17 protein-coding genes and 1 tRNA gene are annotated in these 15,468 nt (G+C 59.3%); 3 read left to right on the forward strand and 15 right to left on the reverse strand.

All coding sequences use genetic code 11. The features are described 5' to 3' along the window. Positions 1-32: 32 nt before the first annotated feature. The 3 genes from VJX68_RS12885 to VJX68_RS12895 form a co-directional block, all read right to left on the reverse strand. Positions 33-470: a potassium-transporting ATPase subunit KdpA gene (locus VJX68_RS12885; protein ID WP_324096102.1), complete on the reverse strand. Its 438-nt coding sequence runs from the start codon at positions 468-470 to the stop codon at positions 33-35. A gap of 35 nt (positions 471-505) precedes the next feature. Then, entirely contained in the window at positions 506-1,156 is a 651-nt protein-coding gene (locus VJX68_RS12890) for a potassium-transporting ATPase subunit KdpA (protein WP_324096103.1), read from the reverse strand. Between the two features lie 730 nt (positions 1,157-1,886). Further along, positions 1,887-2,474, reverse strand: a complete 588-nt coding sequence (locus VJX68_RS12895) for a DUF2087 domain-containing protein (protein ID WP_324096104.1) — start codon at positions 2,472-2,474, stop codon at positions 1,887-1,889. Between the two features lie 243 nt (positions 2,475-2,717). Here VJX68_RS12895 and VJX68_RS12900 point away from each other — a divergent pair, with 243 nt between their 5' ends. Next, the gene (locus VJX68_RS12900; RefSeq protein WP_324096105.1) at positions 2,718-3,071 is read left to right on the forward strand and encodes a hypothetical protein; all 354 of its coding nucleotides are present in this window, start codon (positions 2,718-2,720) and stop codon (positions 3,069-3,071) included. A gap of 51 nt (positions 3,072-3,122) precedes the next feature. Here VJX68_RS12900 and VJX68_RS12905 read toward each other — a convergent pair whose 3' ends face one another. Both VJX68_RS12905 and VJX68_RS12910 read right to left on the reverse strand, forming a co-directional pair. Beyond that, entirely contained in the window at positions 3,123-3,473 is a 351-nt protein-coding gene (locus tag VJX68_RS12905) for a hypothetical protein (RefSeq protein WP_324096106.1), read from the reverse strand. Between the two features lie 27 nt (positions 3,474-3,500). Then, a complete protein-coding gene (locus VJX68_RS12910; protein WP_324096107.1) occupies positions 3,501-3,929 on the reverse strand; it encodes an ATP-binding protein in 429 nt (142 codons plus the stop codon). A gap of 116 nt (positions 3,930-4,045) precedes the next feature. On the opposite strand from VJX68_RS12910, the gene VJX68_RS12915 reads away from it, so the two are divergent. Together VJX68_RS12915 and VJX68_RS12920 are read left to right on the forward strand one after the other, a co-directional pair. Then, positions 4,046-4,522, forward strand: coding sequence for a FecR family protein (locus tag VJX68_RS12915; protein ID WP_324096108.1), 477 nt, complete (start codon positions 4,046-4,048; stop codon positions 4,520-4,522). 2 nt (positions 4,523-4,524) lie between these two features. Continuing rightward, on the forward strand, positions 4,525-5,106 hold the full coding sequence (locus tag VJX68_RS12920) for an OmpA family protein (RefSeq protein WP_324096109.1): 582 nt from the start codon (positions 4,525-4,527) through the stop codon (positions 5,104-5,106). On the opposite strand, the gene VJX68_RS12925 is transcribed toward VJX68_RS12920, so the two are convergent. The 10 genes from VJX68_RS12925 to VJX68_RS12970 all read right to left on the reverse strand — a co-directional run bounded on the left by VJX68_RS12925 (position 5,107) and on the right by VJX68_RS12970 (position 15,277). Then, on the reverse strand, positions 5,107-7,203 hold the full coding sequence (locus tag VJX68_RS12925; protein WP_324096110.1) for a CHASE2 domain-containing protein: 2,097 nt from the start codon (positions 7,201-7,203) through the stop codon (positions 5,107-5,109). A gap of 52 nt (positions 7,204-7,255) precedes the next feature. Then, positions 7,256-8,155 (reverse strand): MBL fold metallo-hydrolase, encoded by a 900-nt coding sequence (locus tag VJX68_RS12930; protein ID WP_324096111.1) that lies wholly within the window; start codon positions 8,153-8,155, stop codon positions 7,256-7,258. A 92-nt stretch (positions 8,156-8,247) separates the two neighbouring features. Then, the gene (locus tag VJX68_RS12935) at positions 8,248-8,646 is read right to left on the reverse strand and encodes an STAS domain-containing protein (protein WP_324096112.1); all 399 of its coding nucleotides are present in this window, start codon (positions 8,644-8,646) and stop codon (positions 8,248-8,250) included. A 126-nt stretch (positions 8,647-8,772) separates the two neighbouring features. After that, positions 8,773-9,234, reverse strand: coding sequence for a hypothetical protein (locus tag VJX68_RS12940; protein ID WP_324096113.1), 462 nt, complete (start codon positions 9,232-9,234; stop codon positions 8,773-8,775). Continuing rightward, on the reverse strand, positions 9,231-10,859 hold the full coding sequence (locus VJX68_RS12945; RefSeq protein ID WP_324096114.1) for an alkaline phosphatase family protein: 1,629 nt from the start codon (positions 10,857-10,859) through the stop codon (positions 9,231-9,233). The genes VJX68_RS12940 and VJX68_RS12945 overlap by 4 nt, the downstream gene beginning before the upstream one ends. 304 nt (positions 10,860-11,163) lie before the next feature. Beyond that, entirely contained in the window at positions 11,164-11,610 is a 447-nt protein-coding gene (locus VJX68_RS12950; protein WP_324096115.1) for a hypothetical protein, read from the reverse strand. Positions 11,611-11,942: 332 nt separating this feature from the next. Then, complete coding sequence (locus VJX68_RS12955) at positions 11,943-13,199, reverse strand: glycosyltransferase (RefSeq protein ID WP_324096116.1); 1,257 nt, start codon at positions 13,197-13,199, stop codon at positions 11,943-11,945. Next, positions 13,196-13,990: a UDP-2,3-diacylglucosamine diphosphatase gene (locus VJX68_RS12960; RefSeq protein WP_324096117.1), complete on the reverse strand. Its 795-nt coding sequence runs from the start codon at positions 13,988-13,990 to the stop codon at positions 13,196-13,198. The genes VJX68_RS12955 and VJX68_RS12960 overlap by 4 nt, the downstream gene beginning before the upstream one ends. A 344-nt stretch (positions 13,991-14,334) precedes the next feature. Next, on the reverse strand, positions 14,335-15,180 hold the full coding sequence (locus VJX68_RS12965; RefSeq protein WP_324096118.1) for a phytanoyl-CoA dioxygenase family protein: 846 nt from the start codon (positions 15,178-15,180) through the stop codon (positions 14,335-14,337). A 19-nt stretch (positions 15,181-15,199) separates the two neighbouring features. Further along, positions 15,200-15,277: transfer RNA gene (locus VJX68_RS12970), tRNA-Glu, on the reverse strand. Positions 15,278-15,468: the final 191 nt, after the last annotated feature.

Here is a 15,468-nt window from a genome sequence, read left to right on the forward strand (position 1 = left end):
GCTGTCGTGCTCGGCGTTTACCGCGCCGCACGTTACGCAACTGTCGCGGCCGCAAAGGTCGCACCCGCCGAGGTTCCGAAACGCAATTCCTTGCCTTCGAGATTACCCAGGTGCTGATCGACGGGCAGTCCCGCGACGGCAGGCAGGACAATGTCCCGCTTCCCGCCGGGCACAGTCGCACTCGCGATCGTGAAGGTTCTACTCTGCGGATGGGCAGTCAGTCCCGGATTGGGCTGCATCGTGTCAAAGTAAATCGCCCAGACCACAGTCCCGACGAATAACAACAACATCACCGAGAATATGACGACCGAGTGGCGGAACCGACTGAGCATCCGGCCATACATCAGGACCAGAGCCATCGGGAAGAGCATCATGCAAAAGGTCTCGAAGAAGTTCGTTCCCGCGCCGGGGTTCTCGAACGGATGGGCCGAGTTCATTCCGAAAAAGCCACCGCCATTAGTCCCCATCATCTTCATAGGAACAAACGCTGCAAGCGGCCCGATAACTATTGTCTGCTGCTTCGGCTGGCCATTGTATCGGTCGTTCCCATCGAGGCGGGTTCGAGCGTCGAGACCTGGTAGGCGTTCTGATAGGTCATCGGCATTCCCTGGACAAGGAAGACAAGGCTAATGACGAAGGCTGCGGGCAGGAACAGATAGACGACCACTCGCCACATATCGAGGAAGAAGTTACCCAGGCTCGAATCGCTTCTGAGAGCTCGAATGATCGCCGTGAGAGCACACAAGCCGACAGCCGCGGAGAGGAAAAACATCGCGACGCAAAAGAAGATCTGAGTGAAATTCGAAAACGCGACGTCCCCCGAGTAATACTGGATGTTCGTATTCGTGATGAACGAGATAACGGTGTTAAAGATCGTGCTAGGCGCCAGCATCCCGAGGCCACGCGGATTAAGCGGCATCCACGGTTGCAACGACAAGACGATGTAGCCATAGACGAACAGGACTGTGTTGAAGACGAGCAGCGCTACCGTGTACTGCTGCTTCCAGTTCTGCGGCCCGCTATCGAGATGTTTCTCGAACCATCCGAAGATTCGCGACGCCTTGTACTTGCCGTCCATGATCTTCGCCATGTAACGGCTTACTGGGATTGCAATTACTATCGTGAATACGATTATGGAGACTGGCAGAAGCCACATAGGCCTTAAGTCCTCTCTTTCAATGTCAGCAAGCGGTAATGACTAGAACCACTCGGGACGAACCATTGCGGTAACCAGGTAAGCGACACCAGGGCCGCAACGACAGCGGTTAGATAGATCATGACTGCTTCCCTAGATTTTCTCGCAGGCGACCAAAAACGCGAAACAAAGGCCGAGACCAACTAGTCCCAACAGGAATGTTGCCGACAGCCAGAGTGCTTCGTTCATCGGATTTCCTCCCGGATTTGAAAGGGACGATATAAGCTTCGTTGGGATAGCGAGATTCAGACTCAGCGAGCGCGGGGCATGGCCCTTCTGCAAAAGTATCAAAGCGGGTCGCGCTATCAGGACCGGCCATCGGATGACCGTAGCCGTCCAGCACGACAACCGTCTTTTCGCAGACCAGGAAGTGCCACTTGCATCGGATGCAGTAGTAAAGCCGCGCCTTGCGCCGAAACAGCTCGCTATCGCACAGTGGCCCGATAACAAACTCGTGCCTAAGGCTCGGCGCTTGCAGTTGCGGATGCGGAGTGTGGCTTTCCCAAAACTTCATGAGAAAGCGTTAAACACATTTTTCGGACCATAGTGAAAAGTGTCCGAATTGAGGGCGAAATTTAAGAACCGCCCACCCGGCAGAAAGCAATCATGCGGCAATTTGAAATGCTGAATGCATTTTGATATCCGCGTGCCGCGGGTCGACTCGCCACCTTGCAAGTGTGGCGGAGGTTGCTCATTTGCGGTTGATCCGCCATTCGGACTCCGGCCTGCGCCGATAGATGCCCTTGTCCCGCGCCAGCATCCCGCATCCGATCATTTCGCGGCGTAGCGTCGCGCAATCGTGATGGTGCAGCTTGAGGATGGCGTTCACCTGGGACTCGGCGTAGCTGATACCTGGCTCGAAGAAATCGGCCAGCCACTTCAGGATTACCAGTCGCTTCTTGTAGCTGACCGGAATTTCGAGCAGGCGCTCTCCGTCGACAAAGTTGTCGAGCACTTTCCGCTCCGAACCGCGCGCCTCGGCCGAGACGGCCAGCCTGGCGATACTGTCGCGGCTGAAAACGGCGCGGCTGATCTGTCCGAGCACCTCATCATTCAGCCGATACCAGCGGAAGTTGCCGTCGGCGCGCAGTCTCACGAGGTTGAGCTGCTTTAGCACGGCGAGGTGATGCGAGACGGTCGGCTCCTTCAACTCGAGCATCGATGCGAGCTGCTGGACGCTGTGCTCGGCAGTCGAGAGCAACCCGATTATCTTGAGGCGGCTCTCGTCGGCCATCGCCTTGCAAAACTGAAGCATGATTTCGGGTGGTTGCGGGTCCATAGAGGTGCGCTCGACTATTTTGATGTTAATCTAATTAGATACATATCAAAGTACTTTGGCTGAGCAAAGAGTCTTTCGATTTGATGGTGCTGGGACCGGCGATTTTGCGGAGTCGGGCATCCGCGGGGTTCACTATTTCACCCTCTCTCAACCAGTCGTTAATGCGTCGGTAACGTCCATTTGGCACCACAGACAACTGGTGCGGCCATCTTCGGACGCTACCATCGGGAGGAAGGAGAAATTATGGGCATGCGGAAGACCGCGATCGTAGCTTTCATGGCATTGGCCGGGTTGAGTGCGCCGCTCCAGCGGGGGGTGTCGTATGCGCAGGGCGCGCCAGCCGCAATGGCGACCGAGGCGATGGCGTCGAGCCTGTCGCAGGCTGACAAGGACGCTCTGATGAAAAAGCTCGAGGAAGCCAAGAAGCACGACAAGATCGCGCGCGCGGGATGGTCGCAGGAGCCGTTGACCCAGGCCACCTACGACAAAAAAATTGACGAGATCAAAGCCCTCGAGAGCAAGCTCAAGACGGGCGAGGATTTCCCGCTTAGCGCCGTCGACAAAGCGGTCGCATCGCCGCACAGCGCTCCGTATTGAGATTTCGCTGAAGGCAATTCGGGGGCGGTGCGACAGCGGCCCGCCCTCGATCTACTTCTGCTCGTCGCCGATGTGAAACATGTGCAGCAGGCGATGCAGGACCGGTGCGAGCATGATTCCCACCACCGCGATCAGCGCGAGTCCGCTGTATAGCGCGTACACCGACGCGAAGACCTTGCCGGCATCGCTCTTGATCGTATCGACAGGGCCCATGCCTCCTAGGATCATCGAGGCGTTGAGCAACGAATCGATCCACGGCAGGCCGCCGAAATAATGGTAGCCAAAGATGCCGACGGCTAGAGAGCCCGCAACCACGACGCCCGCGGCCGCGCACCATCGGACAAGTCGCCACAGGAACAGGCGGCGCGGCAACAAGGCCTCGTGACGGCGTTCGAACCGCATCGAATTTTTTGTAGCACGAAGCGGTCGCTAAAGAACCTTGGCCGACGCGACCATCCGTGACAGTCGAATTACGTTGGTCTCGTTGCGGCGCTCGTAGCGCGCCTCATCGGTAAGCAAACGCACGATGTGGAGACCGAGTCCTCCCGCCTGCCTGGCTTCCAGAGGCTCGTCGAGATTAGGTGGGGGACCTGCGAACGGATCGAATGCGCACCCATCATCTATGAACTCGATCTCCAGGCGACTTCCGTTGAGCGCTAGCACGATCTCAGCCTGTCCAGGCTCCGCTCGATCCGGATATCCGTATTTCACAAGGTTGGTGAGCAACTCTTCGAGCAGGATCAAAATACGCGCCGCCTCGTCAGCAGCGATTTCTTGCTCCCTCGTGAATGCCGCGACGAAATCGTCCACCTGGCGCATCGCGCTGGAATCGGCTGGTACAATGAGTCGGGATTGCATCGCTAACTCGGAAACCAGATTATCGGCCTCCGGTCGCGGTTGCCACGGCTGGCTTCTAGCGCCTCGCGGCGATAATCTGCACGCCGAATCGTGTCAGGATCTATAAAGGAGGCCAAATGAATTCCGTGACTGGAGCGTGGCGCATCGCCACAAGTCTCGTCTTCATCCTGACACTGCTGGCCGCCCGCAGCTCTGTCGCGGAAGCGGACAATTCCCAGGTCGCGCAGATAAAGACCGTGTCCGGCCAGGCCGAAATCGTGCGCAACGGTGCCCGCACCGCGGCTAAGATCGGCGATCCGCTCTACGAGAAAGACACGATCGAGACCGGCGGCGACGGCGCGATCGGAATCACCTTCATCGACAACACCGTGATGTCGAGCGGTCCGAATAGTGAGATCGTGCTCGAGGACTACAAGTTCAATTCGAGTAATTTCAAAGGCTCGATGCTCACCGACATGAACCGCGGCACGGTCTCGATGATTTCCGGCGATATCGCGCGCAGCACGCCCGGTGCGATGAAGGTCAAGACGCCGACGGCAATCCTCGGTGTGCGCGGCACCCGGTTTGTGATCGAAGTCAAAGACAACCGCTGATCATGCGCCGCTTCGCGCCGGTTCTGGCACTCCTCTTACTGGCGTCCTGTTCCAGCCGCCAGTCGCTGTTCGTCGTGCTGCCCAATCCCGACGGCAGCTCTGGCGCGGTCACAATCGAGGGCCAGAAGTCTGTTGTACTGGACCAGCCCTACGCGGCCGGAGAGGTTCGCGGAGGCGTCGCCGCGCCGGTGAAGGTCGATCAGGCGCAGGTGCAGCAGATTTTCGGCAGCGCGCTCGCCGCGCAGCCGGTCCTGCCCAGCCACTTCGTGCTCTATTTCGAAAAGGACAGCGACACTCTGACGCCGAAATCGCAAGTCCAGTACCAGGATGTATTCAGCGACATCAAGCGCCGAAATGTGTACGAGGTCGAGGTCATAGGGCATACCGACACGCTTGGCAACCCGGCGCACAATCAGCAGCTCTCGATGAGCCGCGCCGAGATGATTCGCGACCGGCTGGTGCACGATGGGATCAGTCCCAAATCGATCTCGGTCGCGGGCCGCGGGCAGTTGGACCTAGCGGCGCCGACCGCCGATCAGGTGGCGGAACCGCGGAATCGGCGCGTGGAAATTACCGTCCGCTGATCAGCCCGAGGAACCCGGCCCGAGCCAGCGCACCGCGAGCAGCGTAATGTCGTCGGCCTGCTCAGCGCCGGCCGCGAAGCGATGGACATCGTCACGCACGAAATCGACGACGGCCTTCGCGTCCGTCATCGGTGCCGACACGAGCAACCGCTCCAGCCGCGCGCCGGAATACAGCGTCTTCTTCGCGTCCTGAGCCTCGGTCACGCCGTCGGTATACGCAAGCACCGTCTCTCCGGGCGTGAGCTGACGCTGCTCGATCGAATACTGAAAGTCGTCGACCGTGCCGAGCGGCGGCCCTCCCGCAAGCGGGAGATTCTCAGGCTTTGCGCCCGCGCGCATTACGAACGGCGAGTCGTGGCCGGCGTTGACGTAAACCAGGATGCCCGACGCGAGGTCGAGTATCCCCGCGAACACCGTGACGAACATCATGTTTGCGCCGCCGGCGCCTAATTCCTCGCTCGCCGCTGAAATCTTGGCGTTCGCCTCGCTGAAGACCCGATCGAGCGCTTTCCGGTAGCGCAGCGTAGCGGTGTGCAACACCTCTTTGGTCATCGCCATGAACAAGGCGGCCGGCACTCCCTTGCCCGACACGTCGGCAATCGCGAATGAAAGATGATCGGAATCGAGCAAAACGAAATCATAAAGATCGCCGCCGACCATCCGCGCGGGCTCGATCGAAGCGAAGACCTCTACGTCGCGGCGCTCGGGCGGTCCCGGAAAATGCCGCGGCAGCAGGCCAATCTGGATGGCGCGCGCGGCATTCAGCTCGCCGTCCAGCCGAGCCTCCATTTCTCGTTCGTGCTGCAGCTCGGCCGCGAGCCGTCGGCGTCCCGCCTCTGCGACGCGCAAGTTTTCCGACAACATGACGCCGAACACGAGCGCCGACGACAGCGCGGGATAGACGCCGTCGAGCAGTAGCCTCGAGAATTTGAAACTCGCCAGCGCGGAGACGAAGAGGATCGCAACGATGCCCAGAAACGCCGCGGCGGCCGTCCGTGGATTCGCGTAGGGCAATGCCAAGACAATGACGAGTCCCGCGACCAGCACAATCGCGATCTCGATCAGGTCGAGGTACGCCGGGCGGCGTAGTAAATTTCCGGTCAGCATCGATTCCAGGGTCTGCGCCCAAACCTCGACCCCCGCCATCAGGCCAAGCGGAGTTTGATTCTCGTCCGTCGATCCGAGCGCGCTCGACCCCAAAAGAACGGCAGCGCCATTGAGCCGGGCGGGATCGTAGGAACCGTTGAGCAGGTCCGCCGCCGAGACGTAGCGGGCGTCATACGAGGGCGTGAAATACGGATAGACGCGGCCGTGCCGATCGGTCGGCAGAAAGTGCGATCCGAGGGTCGCCCCTTCCACGCCTTCCTTTCCGCTGACGATTCCGAGAGCGCGAGCACCCACGGCTACGCGCAGCATTTCGAGCGCCAGGTTCGGCACTAGACGGCCTTCAGCGACAACGAACAGGGGCACGCGGCGAGTGATTCCATCATGATCCTTCTCCGGGTCGATCGAACCCTGCCCGTGCTCCGCCGCCGCAATCTCTGGCAGGCTGCGGATGAGCTCCGGATGAGTGAAAAGGAACGGGCGCGGATTCGCGCCCGATTCGAGAATCATCGTGACGCGCATGGGCGCCGCCGCGCCGTGGTCCGCTTCGTTGGTAACCCCGACGCCCAATACCGTCGGGACTTTGCGCAAAGCGTCGGCGAGAGTGGATTCATGCGAGGGCAGCCGCGCGAGCTCGCCGGCAACGTTCGCGGGAATTTCCGGATCGGATTCGACCAGGCGTCCGGGTGAAAGACGGTCGGGCTCCGCGAAAATAATATCAACGCCGAGCACGCCCGGTTTACCCGCCGCGATCTTGTCGACCAGCTGCGCCACGCGCGCCCGCGACCATGGCCACTGTCCGTATTGTGCGAGGCTCTTGTCATCGATTGCGACGATCTCCACCGGCAGCGGCTGATACTTGCGCGGCGCAAGTTGTTCGAGGAAATCAAACCCGCGCAGCCTGAGGCTCTGCACGACGCCGGGATCGAGCGCGCGCATGACCACGAGCAACGCCAGCACGACCAACGCCGGCGCGCGTCCCGGCTCTGCCAACAATCCCCGCGGGCTAGTCAGCGGTCGTCCAGGCTGTAACTCGGACTTGTCCTCAGATGACAATCTCGAGTCCGTCGTAAGCGGAGGTGACGGTCAACTTATTCGGCGACCCGTTGATTTCCGCGTAGCGGCGCGTCTCGCCCAGCACCTTTTCGATCATCTTGTCGTCGAAGACGGGCTCATGATGGTACATCACGAGGTGCTTGACGCGCGCGAGTTGCGCGAGCTCAACCGCAATCATGTTACTCGAATGCCCCCAGTCCTCTTTGATCGAGATCTGATCCGCCAGCGAGTACTGCGCGTCAAAGATCAACAGGTCGGCGTCGCGGAAAAACTCGACGAACGGATAGTTCTCGGTGAGAACGTCGAACTTGTGCTCGGAATCGGTCGAGTAAACCATCGACTTGCCATTCTTTGAGAAGCGAAAGCCGTAGGAATCGCTTGGATGGTTCTGCCGGATCGGTTTCACCGACAGCCCGTCGATCTCGTAGGTGCGGCCGGGTTCCAGTTCGACGAACTCGATAGTCGCGCCGAGCGAACGGAAATCGATCGGAAAGCAGGGATTCGATTGCTGGCGAATGAAAACGTCGCGCATCGCGTTGTGACAGCCGTGAATGCGGATCACGTTGCCGGGGATGTAGGACGGGGTGAAAAACGGAAACCCCATAATATGATCCCAATGCGTGTGCGACAGGAAAACGTTGAAGCGGGATTTCCTCGCGGGACCATGCTTCGCGAGCAACGCGTTTCCGAACTCGCGCACGCCCGAGCCCACGTCGCACAGCACGTACTCGTCGCCGCCGGCTTCGATCTCGACACAGCTCGAGTTGCCGCCGTAGGTGCCGCTCGTCGAGAATGGGAGTTCCTTCGCGATGAAGTTGTCGATCGACTCGGGGCTGTCCAGTTGATGGCGGCGCGCGGCGAGCAGCGCCTCGCGGATCTTGGTTCGCACAGCCCGGTATCCGAGCGGCGTCGGAATCGAACCGCGACTTCCCCAAAAACGGATCAACATCGGCACTGATCCCCTGTGCGCGCGTCCACCGGCTAGCGCAGGGCCGCGAGCGCGCCGGCGGGAGTGTCGAAGACCTCTACCACTAATGAGAAACGGCTGATCTCGAAAATCTCTTTGACCACTGGCCCCAGCGCCGCCACCGCGAGCCGCCCGTTGGCCGCTTTTGATTGCTTCGATCCCATCATTAGCGCGCGCAGGCCGGCGCTCGAAATGTACTCGACGGCCGAGAAATCAACCAACACCGCCGCGCCAGGGGTCAAAGCGCCGAGCAGCCGCGTCTGGAAGGGCGGGCTCGTGTCGTTGTCGATTCGTCCCGCGGGACTCAGGACCAGGATGTCGCCATCGCGCCGCTCGCCGATTTCCACGGAAACCTCCGCGAATTTCCAATGGCAAATGTCCGTGCAAATGATTTGCGGCTCAATTCTCGACATTTCCGCGATGAGGCGCAAGCTGAAAGATCTGCTAACGGCGCGAGGCCGTCGGTGAGAATGGATCGGACTTGACGCGGGCTGGCACGGCGTCGAGCCGGCCAGCCCGGGTCAAGCAGAGGCTAAAGGTCAGAGCGATGCCGCCAGGCTCGCCGCCTGACCAATCAAGCTCTGCGCTTGAGCGATCAGCGATTTCGCCTGCTTCTCGTCGATGGCCTGTCCACCGAATTCGGCACCTTCCAGCAACGCCTTCATCTGCGCCGCGATGTCGTCACGCTGAGCGGTCCACGCGGCGATCTGCGCTTCGAGCTGCGTGTAGGTCGAGTCGTTCATCGACACGCTTTGAAGCGCGCTGGTCGAGATCGCCAGCGTGCTCATCGCGAGCTGGCCGAACGGCGCGTTGATCTGCTTGTACGCCTGTCCGAGCCTGAGCAGCGTCTCGTGATGCGCGTGCAGATCGCCGCTCAACGCATTCGGCCGAATCAGCTCCATCAGAACGCGGCCGTCGTGCTGATAGTCGTCGATGAGTCCGGTCAGGAACATAATCGTCGGCCGCACGTCGACATGATCGGAAAAGAAACTGTCGGTCACGCCGAGATTGTTGACTCCCGGACCTGCGATACCGATAAAGGTGCGCGCGATCTCGGGCTGGATGTCGCCGTGATTCCAGGCGAAGCCGGTGCCCACGAACGGAGCGGTGCCCGTAGCGGACGGCGGCGACTCGAAGAAGAAGTTGGGATCGCCGAAGTACGTAAATGTCGGCGTGCGTGCGGAATCGCCTGCGTCACCATGTGCAGCATCGACTCTTCCACCGGATCCGCCATCGCTACCATCAGGTTCTCGATTGATCCCGTGTGCAGGTTTTCCGCGGTCAGGCCAGCCATTGTCTGCTCCAGCTTCCGGACTGACGGGTCGGTCGGAAGCGGCTGGCCCGGCACGTAAACAGTCGGCGCATCGTCGAAATGAATGTCGAAGGGCGTCGAGTCGCCAGCGGCGGCGGCCAGCCCGTTCAGATTGATGTCGAGTTCGCCAACTCCCGGCACTGGTGAGGTGGGATAGGTGCAAGGTGTATTCACACCATCACAACCTGGGTTGGCCGGCGTAGCTCCGACAAAGTGATCGCCCTCGTCGGGAGTGAAGACGAACAGAGTATTGGTCTGGTCAATCCCTTCGCTTTTGAGGTTGGCAAAAAATGTCTCAAAGGCAGTGTCGTAATCCTTAAGCTGCTTCACGTAGGGCGCTTCGCCCGGACCGAACGTGCTCTCGAGGGAGAGGCTGTGTCCCTCCTGATTGTCGTGAGCGTCGGCGATGTAGGCAAAGACCACCGGAATGCCTTTCTTCAGCATCGCCTCGACCATCGCAAGCGTCTGCGCCGGGACGGGATCGAAACCTGGAAAGGAGTTCAACGGGTTTCCATTATAGTCGTTGGGGTTGCCCAGCACTGGGTAAATGTACTTCGCCCCGAACAACGCCTGGTAGCCCATGTAGCCATCGGGCTCGCTCGGCAGGGTATCGGTCACGCCGCGATTCGCGGTCGAACAAAGCGCGCTGCCTTGAGTGCAATGGATAGCCTCACCGATAAAGTCGTTGGTTCTCTGCGGCTCCGACTCGGACAATTGTGACGACGGGTTACCGAAGACCTTTGCGACGTCGAATGGCGACCGTTCCAGCACGATGTTGGCGGTCGAGTAGGCGCCGACGTCGCATCCCGCGCGCGTGAACGGCACCCACGGCGCTGGAACGTTTTCTCCCGACGGTGTGGTCAGCGCGAACGTGCTGTCCATGGTGGCTGGGGTTATATCCTTGACGAGGTCCGTCCAGTAGAAGAACGACGAAGGGAACCCAACGCCGGAAGGATCGAATACTCCGAAGCTGTTAGCGACTGCGATGCCGTCATCGTCGGAATACAGGCCGGTTTGCGTAGTGAGAATGTCGTTGGCGGTGTGGGAGATCAGCACCGCGTGATCGCCGGCGTCCAGTGTGCCGTTCTGCGTGAGAAAGTTCAGCAGGTGGGGCATCTGCTCGAGATCCGACGGCACGTTCGGATTGTCACGGGTAAAGTGCACGTTGTCGAACTCGACGTAGACGACGTGTTCGATTCCGTTGCCGAGCTGGCACGCAGCACGAGCGCCCGCGGGCCATGCCGCCACAGCGAGCAAGATCGCGCCAGCAAGCAATGCCCACGCAAATTTCAGGATTCGTTTTCGAGACTTCACAGCATTGTTCCTCCTTAGATCGTGTGCGCGCAAAATCTGCGAGACCTTCGCAACTCTGCGTCCCGTGATTACCGATCGGAGCAACCGCACCAATAGCGCGCGATGTTCAGCAGGGGTGTGAACGCTCGGGCGAAGGAGGATTAAAAGTTATGCGCAGCAACCCGGAAGCCACCGCACGTTTCGGCGCTTTTGAGTTGAAGGTTTCGTGCGATGACCGATTGGCTGAAAGAAAACAACAATCCACACGACACGTACGCGCCATCTTATCGTCACGAATCGATCTCGGATTTGAGCTCTGGAAGTCTCAATCTGCCGCCAGCACTCGCACCGTCAGCACGTGAGGTCCGCGGAAATAGCGGTCGAACTCGCCGCCTACATAGTTCCAGTTGTCATTGGGATTGAACCACGCATCCATTGTTGGGATGAACGGCGCAATCAGCAGGTTCAAAGCTCCGAGGTCGGGCCGCATATCAAGGCGGAAAAGGTCGCCGGGGTAAAAGGGCCAATGCTCCGATCGATCCGAAAGCGACGCCTTGACGCTGAAGATCGCGGGTCCCGGCGCGCATGCGAACGCATGAAATCTGACTTCACGGTTCCCGTGCCGAAGACTGCCCACCATCGTCATAAGTCCAGACGCACCCGCGAATGAATCCGCCGGTACGTCAAGCTGAGACTTGCGCACCTTCATCTTGCCCGACGTGTAGCTCGTACACGAGGCGACGCCAGATTTGGTGTCTAGCGTGTCGACCATATGAAGCGTGCCGTCGGCATAGAAGAACGAGTGCTTATAGGTGTCGAGCCTTGGCGTATGGGTCGAAGGCGCTAAGTATAAGAGTTCATCTTCGCTATCGCGCTCGCCATCGAGGTATCTGGTATCGCCCTTGATCTCTTCGATTGAGTTGCTGCAAGACCACGAAACGCGTATAACCAATCGTCTGCTTCCCATCAGAACTCAGGATCTTGAACTGTAGCCCGCCGAAATCGGAAGCGCCGATCGGGCTGGCCTCTAAGGCACCGGCGTCACTCGAATGTGCGGTGCATGCTGCTAACAGGAACACCGCAAGAAAAGCTACTTTCAATCGTTCAAACGCCGTAGTGAATTTCTGACGCAAATTGCCTCGCAGTCGCGGTGCGTCCGAAGCTCCAGTTTGAGGCGCGATGGCGGGAAATCAGGGCTTCCAGAATTTCGGGGATTTCAAACACCGCGCAGTTGTCGAACGCTTCCACGTTGGCACGCAAGCGGATGAACTCTACGCGATCCAGCATCGTCGAGACCGCACTGCCTATCTCACGAAAGGAAGGCAGCACTATCCCGAACCCTTTTTGCGCGATCCAATCGGTGTTGAAGCGTTCCTGCACCATTGTCCAGGCATTGCGCTCGACAATTAAAGGAAGTCCCATAACGAGAGCTTCGCTGATGCTGCCCGGACCCGGCTTGCCGATGAAAAAATCCGCCAGCTTCATGTAGTAGGGAATTTCCTGCGTGAAGCCGACACAGCGGAACGGATAGGACAGCTCCATACTCTCGATACGCTCGCGCAGCTTGTCATTGTGACCGCATATGAAGATGAGCTGAGTCTTCAGCCCGGCAACTTCGATTCTCCTGGCGATAGCTGCCATCTGGCTCGATCCATAACTGCCGAACATCACGATGCCGGTCGGCAATTTTGGGTCAAGCCCTATCCGGACGCGCTCGGTTTCACGGCTAAGCTTCATAGGACGATAGAACTCGGGACGCACGATCATTCCCGAGGTGCGAAATACACGCTCGGAGGCATGACCCATAGCTATCGCCTGTTCCTCCGCACTAGCAGTACCGCAAACCAGGTACTGCCTCTGGCGTTCGATCCAGAAGTGCGGCGGGCAGTCGGCCAGGTCGGTAAGAATAGTTACCATTGGAGTGTCGCGCCGTCCCCGCATCGCGTCCGCCTGCCGCAGGCCTTGCAGAATCGCGTGATTGAAGTTCGGGATCATCGAAACCACAAGGTCGGCCCGCGAGTGCTGCCAATAACGCGCCAGCAGCTTGATGATCGCCGGCTCGAGCTGCCGAATCAGCATCTGCGTTATCCGCAGCAGCGGACCGGTGCCTATGGTAAGGCCGTATTTGAGCTGCGAGTTGTAGAAGTCCTCGATGCGAACCCCGGTCAGGCGCCGGACCAAGTCGGCCGGTTCGAGCAGATCGCGCAGGTTGATAAGTTTGATTTGCCAGGAACGCTGCTGTTGGCGCGCCGCCGATATCAGCGCGGTCGCCGAAGCGCGATGCCCACCACCGGCGTCGAAATAAATTAGATCGATCTGTGAATCTGCGTGGCTGGTCGACTCGGGTCCGGAAGTTGTCACGAAGTCGCCTCCTGTTGCATCGGTTCCGAAATCGAAATGTTCTCCTGCACGCCGCTCCATCGAAGGACCTGCAGCGAGCCGTCGCGCTCCTCGACGACCGCGGTCCGATTCTGTACCCAATCGCCGTCGTTCACGTATAGGACGTTTCCGATCACCCGATGATCCGAGCGATGAATGTGTCCGCAGATCACGCCGTCGGCTTTGTGGTCGCGCGCGGCTGCGAGTACTGCTCGATCGCGGAAGTCAGTGAGAAACTCGAGAGCCTTGCGAGCGGGGTAGCGAAAAAAGTCGGAAAGCGAACGACCTTCATCGCTTCCCGGTTCGGTCTGTCGATTGTACCAGTCATGAATCCGTTGGGCTCGAGCGTACGCGTAAGATCCTATGATCGGCAGCAGGCGATTCGGATTGAGCGAGCCGTCGAACTGATGCCCGTGGATCACAAGCATCCTGGCACCCTCGGCGGTGGTGTGAATCAAGGAACTTATGGAAGGAATGCGGCCGAATAGTGCTTCAACCAGCCCAACCTTGGTCTCGTCATGATTTCCCGGAATGAATACTACATTGACGCCGTTGCGGCGCCATTGCACGATCTCATTCACCAACTCCTCTTGCGCGGGACTCCAGTGCCACGAAGGTCCCCAGTTCCATCCGTCGACTATGTCGCCGACAAGATAGAGGGTCTCCGCAATGTGATGGCGCAGAAAACTGAGTAACGAACTTGCCTTGCATGCACGGGTCCCGAGATGAACATCGGATATCCAGATCGTTCGGTAGTAACTGCGTTGAAACATGGCCTACCCTCCCCTCCCCGCTTGCTTCGAATCGACAGCACCACGAGCATCCTTCCGCCAACATCCAACGATCCGCCGATCGATCTTCTGCGATCGTTCCGACACTCCATGTCGGACTTTGCTTAAAATATGCAATCAGATCGAGACTTCGATAACTACACAAATAGTGAACTGCGGCTGAAGAGTGAGATAGGAAAGAATGATAAATGTATTAGCAAGTTGCTACTTGCATATTAACGCACTGCTACATTGATGATTAGCTAATCGAATCCTCAACGCTTTCGCCAGGCTCCGCGAAAGTCGGCGGCGGTCCGACTTTATTCCGATCTGACTATTGAGAACGGTTATTCGAGCGGCGGCGGCGAAACAGGTTCGCCGTTTTTCAGAACCAGATACTGGCGATCGGGATCGTCACAGGCAGTATCGGTCTGTACGATTCGCGCGCCATCGGGCGCGTACTGCAAGATGTACGATTTGCGCACGCCCGCAGTGACGTTGGGGCCGGTGCGATGCGGCATCAGCGAAGAAAATACGACGGTGCTCCCCTCGCGCACTGGAACGGCGAGCGCTTCGGGGCCGTCCTGCTCGCGGCACACAAAGCCGAGCTTCGACAGGCGATGGGCGAGCGTGCCGCGCAAATGCCCGCCCGGAATCACCCACGGACAGCCGTTATCAACCGTCGCGTCGTTGAGAGCGATCCAGCAGGTCAGGTACGCCTGCGGCTCGATGTAGGTGTAGCCGTTGTCCTGATGCCACGGGAATGGCTTGGGATACTCGGGCTTCTTGTACACGGCCTGGTCCCAGTAGAGGCGCACGTCGGTGCCGATGAGATCGTGGCAGAGATCCTGAAAGACGCGGCTCGCCGAGAACTCGCGCAATACTTTGGAGAGCTTGACCAGATGCACCGTGAAAGTGATTCCGTCGGCTTGCGCGATGCCCATCCTGCCGTCGGGGCGCGAGCGCAGAAACTCCTCGGCCCGCGCTTCGAACGGATCGATCGCGTCGCGCACTCGCACGATGCTCGCGGGATCGATCGCGTTTTCGAGCACGAAGAAGCCGCGCTCATTGAACGAACGCGCCTGCTCGTCGGTGATCGAGCGAAACGGCCCACGCACCGGCGTCCAACTGAATCCGTGATTCAGCGGATGCAGCGCCGCGACCGCGTCGCTAGTCGATGACAGAGTACTCACGTCTCATCTCCTCGAATCCTGGCGTCCCCGACGGGATTTGAACCCGTGTTACCGACGTGAAAGGCCGGTGTCCTAGGCCGAGCTAGACGACGGGGACGTTGCGCACGAAGCCCGAAAACACGAACGCGCGCTATGCGCGCGCCTGACAGCCGAAAGTATCAGAGCCGCAAGAAGCGGAGCAAGCCATGCTGTCCGGCGATTCGAGCCGCGCGAGGACTCATCGCGAGAATCGCACGATGCCGACGATTTCAGACACCGACTTGTGGCCATGCTCGGCAAGTATCGAAT

The sequence above is a fragment of the Binatus sp. (SeqCode) genome, assembly GCF_035272065.1.
Taxonomy (GTDB): domain Bacteria; phylum Desulfobacterota; class Binatia; order Binatales; family Binataceae; genus Binatus.

Bases quoted from the DNA above. Each gene is read 5' to 3' on its own strand.
- VJX68_RS12910 (WP_324096107.1), bottom strand. From the start codon at position 3,929: ATGCAATCCCGACTCATTGTACCAGCCGATTCCAGCGCGATGCGCCAG.
- VJX68_RS12900 (WP_324096105.1), top strand. From the start codon at position 2,718: ATGGGCATGCGGAAGACCGCGATCGTAGCTTTCATGGCATTGGCCGGG.
- VJX68_RS12885 (WP_324096102.1), bottom strand. From the start codon at position 470: ATGATGGGGACTAATGGCGGTGGCTTTTTCGGAATGAACTCGGCCCAT.
- VJX68_RS12905 (WP_324096106.1), bottom strand. From the start codon at position 3,473: ATGCGGTTCGAACGCCGTCACGAGGCCTTGTTGCCGCGCCGCCTGTTC.
- VJX68_RS12950 (WP_324096115.1), bottom strand. From the start codon at position 11,610: ATGGTCGACACGCTAGACACCAAATCTGGCGTCGCCTCGTGTACGAGC.
- VJX68_RS12915 (WP_324096108.1), top strand. From the start codon at position 4,046: ATGAATTCCGTGACTGGAGCGTGGCGCATCGCCACAAGTCTCGTCTTC.
- VJX68_RS12920 (WP_324096109.1), top strand. From the start codon at position 4,525: ATGCGCCGCTTCGCGCCGGTTCTGGCACTCCTCTTACTGGCGTCCTGT.
- VJX68_RS12890 (WP_324096103.1), bottom strand. From the start codon at position 1,156: ATGTGGCTTCTGCCAGTCTCCATAATCGTATTCACGATAGTAATTGCA.
- VJX68_RS12960 (WP_324096117.1), bottom strand. From the start codon at position 13,990: ATGTTTCAACGCAGTTACTACCGAACGATCTGGATATCCGATGTTCAT.
- VJX68_RS12935 (WP_324096112.1), bottom strand. From the start codon at position 8,646: ATGTCGAGAATTGAGCCGCAAATCATTTGCACGGACATTTGCCATTGG.
- VJX68_RS12895 (WP_324096104.1), bottom strand. From the start codon at position 2,474: ATGGACCCGCAACCACCCGAAATCATGCTTCAGTTTTGCAAGGCGATG.